The sequence below is a fragment of the Dietzia sp. DQ11-44 genome (genome assembly GCF_014145205.1).
GTDB classification, from domain to species: Bacteria; Actinomycetota; Actinomycetes; order Mycobacteriales; family Mycobacteriaceae; genus Dietzia; species Dietzia natronolimnaea.
The window spans coordinates 1-5,902 of record NZ_JAALEC010000110.1 but is presented as its reverse complement, the minus strand read 5'-3'; the positions used below and the strand labels follow the sequence as shown (position 1 = coordinate 5,902).

At 70.9% G+C, this 5,902-nt stretch carries 5 protein-coding genes; all 5 read right to left on the bottom strand.

All coding sequences use genetic code 11. From position 1 onward, the window contains the following. Nucleotides 1–16: 16 nt before the first annotated feature. Nucleotides 17–466, bottom strand: coding sequence for an SRPBCC family protein (locus tag G6018_RS03380; protein ID WP_095717251.1), 450 nt, complete (start codon nucleotides 464–466; stop codon nucleotides 17–19). A 76-nt stretch (nucleotides 467–542) separates the two neighbouring features. Then, on the bottom strand, nucleotides 543–3,311 hold the full coding sequence (locus G6018_RS03375) for a cation-translocating P-type ATPase (RefSeq protein ID WP_182638718.1): 2,769 nt from the start codon (nucleotides 3,309–3,311) through the stop codon (nucleotides 543–545). Between the two features lie 17 nt (nucleotides 3,312–3,328). Then, nucleotides 3,329–3,988: an MBL fold metallo-hydrolase gene (locus G6018_RS03370; protein WP_182610100.1), complete on the bottom strand. Its 660-nt coding sequence runs from the start codon at nucleotides 3,986–3,988 to the stop codon at nucleotides 3,329–3,331. After that, nucleotides 3,985–5,070 carry an S-(hydroxymethyl)mycothiol dehydrogenase gene (locus G6018_RS03365; RefSeq protein ID WP_182610101.1) on the bottom strand — a complete coding sequence of 362 codons (1,086 nt, stop codon included), beginning with the start codon at nucleotides 5,068–5,070 and terminating at the stop codon, nucleotides 3,985–3,987. The genes G6018_RS03370 and G6018_RS03365 overlap by 4 nt, the downstream gene beginning before the upstream one ends. Nucleotides 5,071–5,254: 184 nt before the next feature. Continuing rightward, nucleotides 5,255–5,902: M23 family metallopeptidase (locus G6018_RS03360; protein WP_182638717.1), on the bottom strand; the 648-nt coding region annotated here is incomplete at its 5' end.

Genomic DNA, 5,902 nt, shown 5'->3' with positions numbered 1-5,902 from the left:
GCGCCTGATTCGGGGCTCACCCCTCGACGTCGGCCTTGAGGTTGGCCAACAACTGGTGCTGGATCCGCTTGAGCCCGGCCGGGGCGAAGGTCCGCTCGAAGAACCCGCCCACTCCCCCGGCCCCGTCCCACGACGTGGTCATCTCCACCAGCGCACCGCCGGTGGCCTCGCGGACCGTGTAGGTGGTGGCCATGGACGAGTTGGCGTCCTTCTCCACCAGCGACCAGTGCGCCGCGGCCTCGTCCACGGTCACCGTGGCCTTGACGTCCCGGCTGCGCTTCTTGGTGGCCTGGAGGTTCCACGCCGCCACGGTGCCGTGCCCCTGGCCGCCCTCGATCAACCTGTACGCGGTGAACTGCTCGGGCTGGATCCGGGGACGGACCTGGGCGTAGTCCGCGATCGCGGCCGTCACGGTCGCGACGGGCGCCTCGATGACGATGGTGTTGCTGGCGGTGACCCTGCCCATGATCGTGACTCCTCCTCTGCCTGACCACGTCGCGCCCGCCGGAATCGCCGGTGGCGGCGCCCTCGACAGGGGCGCGTCAGACCACCACCATCGTGCCCGATCCCTCGTACCGCCGAGCGCGCCACCTCGCCCCGATCTTCCGGAGCTCCTCGAGCCAGAGGATCGACGAGCCCACCGCGACCGCCAACAGCCACTCGTCCGCGTGCAGCGGGGTGGTGTCGAAGATCCCCTGGAGGAAGGGCACCTGGACCACGGCCACCAACAGCAGCGGGACCGCCGCCAGTGCCACCCAGATCGGGGCGTTGTGCGCCATGTCCCGGGAGAACACCGAGCCGTCCGTGGAGCGGACGTTCATCAGGTTGAACACCTGGAAGAACACGAAGGCGGCGTAGGCGAGGGTGGTGGCGAACAACGGCACGCCCGCGCGCTCGGGGAACAGCGTCTCCGCGAACGCGAGGACCAGCAGTGTCCCGGTGGCCATGACCACGCCCAGCCACAGGATCCGCACCAGTCGTGACGGGGTGAGGATCTGCTCGTCCGCGGGTCGGGGCGGCCGCCGCATCGCGTTCTTCTCCACGGGCTCCACACCCAGCGCCATGGCGGGCGGGCCGTCCATGACGATGTTGACCAGCAGGACCTGCAGGGCGGTGAACGGCACGGCCGCCAACCCGAACAGCCCGCTGGCGAGGAACACCAGAACGAACGCCCACGCGGTGGTGAGCTGGAACTTCACGAACTTCACGATGTTGTCGTAGATTCCGCGGCCCTGCTCGACGGCCGAGACGATGGTCGCGAAGTTGTCGTCCGTGAGCACCATGTCGGCCGCACCCTTGGACACGTCGGTGCCGGTGATCCCCATCGCGATCCCGATGTCGGCCTGACTCAGCGCGGGTGCGTCGTTGACGCCGTCCCCGGTCATGGCCACCACGTCCCCGCCGGACTGCAGGGCCCGGACCATCCGGATCTTGTGCTCGGGGGACACCCGGGCCAGGACTCCCAGGCCGGGGGCACGTTCGGTCAGCTCGTCGTCGTCGATCCCGTCGAGATCGACCCCTCGCACCGCCTCCCCCTCGATCCCCAGGTCACGGGCGATCGACGAGGCCGTGACGAGGTGGTCGCCGGTGATCATGTGAACCGAGATGCCCGCCTCGCGTGCCACCCGGATGGCCTCGGCGGCCTCGGACCGGGGCGGGTCGACGATGCCGACCACGGCGAACACGGTCAGGCCGCGCACCTCGTCGAGGAGCACGCTCTCATCTACTCCGGTCTCGCCGGATCCGTCCTCGCCTGGTGCCGACTCGAACGGGCGCCCCGCCACGAGCAGGGTCCGCAGGCCCCGCTCCGCGAGCTCTTCGGTCGCGAGACGGATCGCCTCGTGCAGCTCGTCGGTGAGCTCCACGGCGTCCGTGCCGTTCCACACGTGGGTCGACCGGGGCAGCAGCGCACCGGTCGCGCCCTTGGCGCTGAGCGCGAGCTCCCCGCCCGGTGAGCGGTTGACGGTGGCCATGAACCTGTGGTCGGAGTCGAAGGGCACCTGGGCCACCCGCGGCCGTGCGGCACGCAGTCCCTCCACGTCGAGCCCGCACTTGGTGGCGGCCACGAGGAGAGCGCCCTCGGTGGGGTCGCCGACGAGTTCGCCGTCGGTCACGATCGCGTCGTTGCACAGCGTCATGGCGACCGCCGCCCTCCGGAGGTCCGGAACGGCATCCGGATCGGACGACAGGACCGTGCCGGTCGCCTCGTATCCGGTCCCGGTGACGGTGTAGGCGGAACCGCCCGCGACGATCCGCGTCACGGTCATCTCGTTGAGGGTGAGGGTCCCGGTCTTGTCCGTGGCGATGTGGCTGGTCGACCCGAGGGTCTCCACCGCCGCGAGGTTCTTGATGATCGCCCCCTCACGGGCGAGCCTCGCGGCGCCCATCGCGAGGGTGAACGCCACCACGGCGGTGAGGCCCTCCGGGATGGTGGCCACGGCGAGCGAGACCGCGCTGAGGAGCATGTCCTCCCAGGACTGCCCGCGCACCAGTCCGATCCCCATCACCAGCGTCACCACGACCAGCGCGATCACGGTGAGGACCCGGGCCAGGACCCCGATCCGCCGTTGGAGCGGCGTCTGCTCACCGCCCGCCCCGCCGAGCAGCTCGGCGATCGCCCCCATCTCCGTGCGCTCACCGGTCCCCGTGACCACCACGCGCGCCCGACCGCGGGTGACCTCGGTGTTCATGAACACCATGCCGGTGCGGTCACCGAGCGGCGCGTCCGCGGCGGCCACAGCATCCGCCGCCTTGTCCACGGGGACCGACTCGCCGGTCAGGGCCGACTCCGCCACCTGGAACCGGGAGGCCTCGAGGACCCGACCGTCAGCGGGGACCCGGTCGCCGGATTCCACCACCACGACGTCCCCCGGGACGAGGTCCGCGCTGTCCACCTCCACCTCGGCGCCGTCCCGCACCACCCGGCTGTGCGGCACCGCCATGTCGCGCAACGCGGCAAGGCTCTCCTCGGCGCGGGTCTCCTGGACGTAGTTCAGCACGGTGTTGAGCACCACCACCAGGAGGATGACGACCGGGGTCTCCCACTCGCGCGAGATCACGGCGCTCACCACGGCGGCCACCGCGAGAACCATGATCATGGGGTCGCGGAGCAGCCGCAGGACCCGTCTCCAGGCCGGCACCCCGGCCGCCACCGGCAGGGTGTTGGGACCGTGCTCGGCGAGACGACGCGACGCCTCGGCGCGGGTCAGGCCGTTCGACCCCGCGCCGAGGCGGGAGACCACCTCTGCGGTGGACAGTGTGTGCCAGGGGGTGCGCCGGTCCGTCTCCGGGGCGCGGTCCGTCGTCGTCATCCCCCCATCGTGCCCGGTCAGCTGCCCCGGGCGATCCACTCCTCCAGATGTGGGGACTCCTCGCCCACCTTCGTGCCGTCACCGTGGCCGGTGTGGACCAGGGTCTCGGCGGGCAGGGTGAGGATCCGGTCGCGGATCGAGGTGATGATGGTCGGGAAATCGGAGTACGACCGTCCCGTGGCACCGGGCCCTCCGGAGAACAGGGTGTCGCCGGAGAACAGGACGCCCGCCTCGGGGACGTGGAAGACACACGAGCCCGGCGAGTGGCCGGGGGTGTTCATGACCGTGAACCCGGTCCCGGCGATCTGGAAGACCTGCCCGTCCTCGAGGTCCTCGTGGGCGACCGTCGGGTGGGTCTCCTCCCACAGCATCTGGTCGCCGGGGTGGACGAAGACCCGGGTGTCGAGCTCGCGGGCGAGCTCCGGGGCGACGGTGATGTGGTCGTTGTGGGCGTGCGAGCACAGGATGCCCTTGACCGTGCGCCCGGCCACCGCGTCGATGATCGGCTGGGCGGTGTGGGCGGCGTCGATGACGTACACCTCGGAGTCGTCACCGAGGATCCAGATGTTGTTGTCCACCTCCCACTCGCCGCCGTCGAGGGCGAAGACGCCGCTCGTCACGACCTTCTCGATACGCAGGCCACCGGCATTGCCGGCACTCGTGTACGTCTCGCTCACAGGGTCACCACCGATCGGAGGACGGATCCGGACTTCATGGCGCCGAACGCGGCCTCGACCGCGTCCAGACCGATGCGTTCGCTGACGAACTTCTCCAGCGGCAACCGCCCCTGCAGATGCAGGTCGACCAGCATCGGGAAATCGCGCTCGGGGAGGCAGTCGCCGTACCAGGAGGACTTGAGCGAACCCCCGCGGCCGAAGAAGTCGAGAAGCGGCATCTCCAGCCGCATCTCGGGCGTGGGCACGCCCACCAGGACCACCGTGCCCGCGAGGTCACGGGCGTAGAAGGCCTGCTCGTAGGTCTCGGGCCGACCGACCGCGTCGATCACCACGTCGGCGCCGAAGCCGCCCGTGAGTTCCTGGATGGCGGCCACGGGGTCCGTGCCGGAGGAGTTGACCACGTCGGTGGCCCCGAACTCGCGCGCCCACTCGAGCTTGGTGTCGTCGAGGTCCACGGCGACGATGGTCGAGGCCCCCGCCAGGCGGGCACCCACGACCGCGGCGATGCCGACACCGCCGCACCCGATCACGGCGACGGACTGGCCGCGCGTGACGTTGCCCGTGTTGACCGCGGCCCCGAGGCCGGCCATCACGCCGCAGCCCAGCAGTCCCGCGACGGCCGGATCGGCCGCCGGGTCCACCTTGGTGCACTGCCCCTCGTGGACGAGGGTCTTGTCGATGAACGCACCGATACCGAGCGCCGGGCTGAGCTCCGTGCCGTCGGTGAGGGTCATCTTCCTGGACGCGTTGTGCGTGGCGAAGCAGTACTGCTGCTGGCCGCGCTTACAGGCCCGGCACTCGCCGCAGACCGCGCGCCAGTTCAGCACCACGAAGTCGCCCTCGGCCACGTGCGTCACCCGGTCACCGACGGTCTCCACGATCCCCGCGGCCTCGTGACCGAGCAGGAAGGGGTACTCGTCGTTGATGCCGCCGTCGCGGTAGGCCAGATCGGTGTGGCAGACGCCGCACGCCTGCACGCGGACGACGACGTCGTTCGGTCCCGGATCGGGGACGACGACGTCGACGAGCTCGACATCCGCACCCTTGGTACGGGCGATGACGCCCCTGACGGTCTGTGACATACCCAGTTTCTCCTCGAGGTCGGTTCGGCTCGGGGCCGGATCAGGCGGAGCCCCGGCCCGGACCCCTCCCACCCTGCCACATATGCAGGACCGGCCATTCGTCTGCACGCGAAACGACCGGAGCCCCGGACACCTGTGGTGTCCGGGGCTCCGGCGGGTCGAGCGGTCTGCTCGAGGGGTCCGATCAGACGGCGACGCCGTTGGCACGCAGCCACGGCACGGGGTCGATCCACTGGCCGGCGGGGTTGCGCACGCCGAAGTGCAGGTGCGGGCCGGTCGAGTACCCGCGGTTGCCCACGGTGCCGATGACCTGACCGGCGTGGACGCGCTGGCCCACCGAGACGTAGTTCTGGTCGTTGTGGCCGTACTCGAGCAGGTACCCGTCGTCGGTCTGGATGCGGATCCACAGTCCGTAGCCCGAGGCCGGGCCGGCGGCGACGACCGTGCCGGACTTGGCGGCGAACATCGGCGTACCGATCGGGGCACCGAAGTCGGTGCCGTTGTGGAAGGTCCCCCAGCGCGGACCGAAGCCCGAGGTGATGGGGCCGAAGGTCGGGGCGTGGGCACCGCCGACGGCGGCGGACGGCGAACCGAGCGAACCGAACATCGCGGGATCGATGGCGTACTCCCGCAGCTGCGCCTCGTTCAGGCCGATGCCCTGCGCGAACTCCTGGGCCATCTGGCCGAGCTGGTTGACGTCGATGTCGGCGGACTGGGCGGACGCGGCGGGGGCCGCGGCCATCGCGACGCCACCGGTGAGAGCGGCACCGGCCACGGCGCCGGCGACGATGCGGCCCATCCCGCTCGCGGAGCGGGCGGCACGGTGGCGGCC

Coding starts and splice junctions, on each gene's coding strand:
- G6018_RS03375 (WP_182638718.1), bottom strand. CDS start 3,311: ATGACGACGACGGACCGCGCCCCGGAGACGGACCGGCGCACCCCCTGG.
- G6018_RS03365 (WP_182610101.1), bottom strand. CDS start 5,070: ATGTCACAGACCGTCAGGGGCGTCATCGCCCGTACCAAGGGTGCGGAT.
- G6018_RS03380 (WP_095717251.1), bottom strand. CDS start 466: ATGGGCAGGGTCACCGCCAGCAACACCATCGTCATCGAGGCGCCCGTC.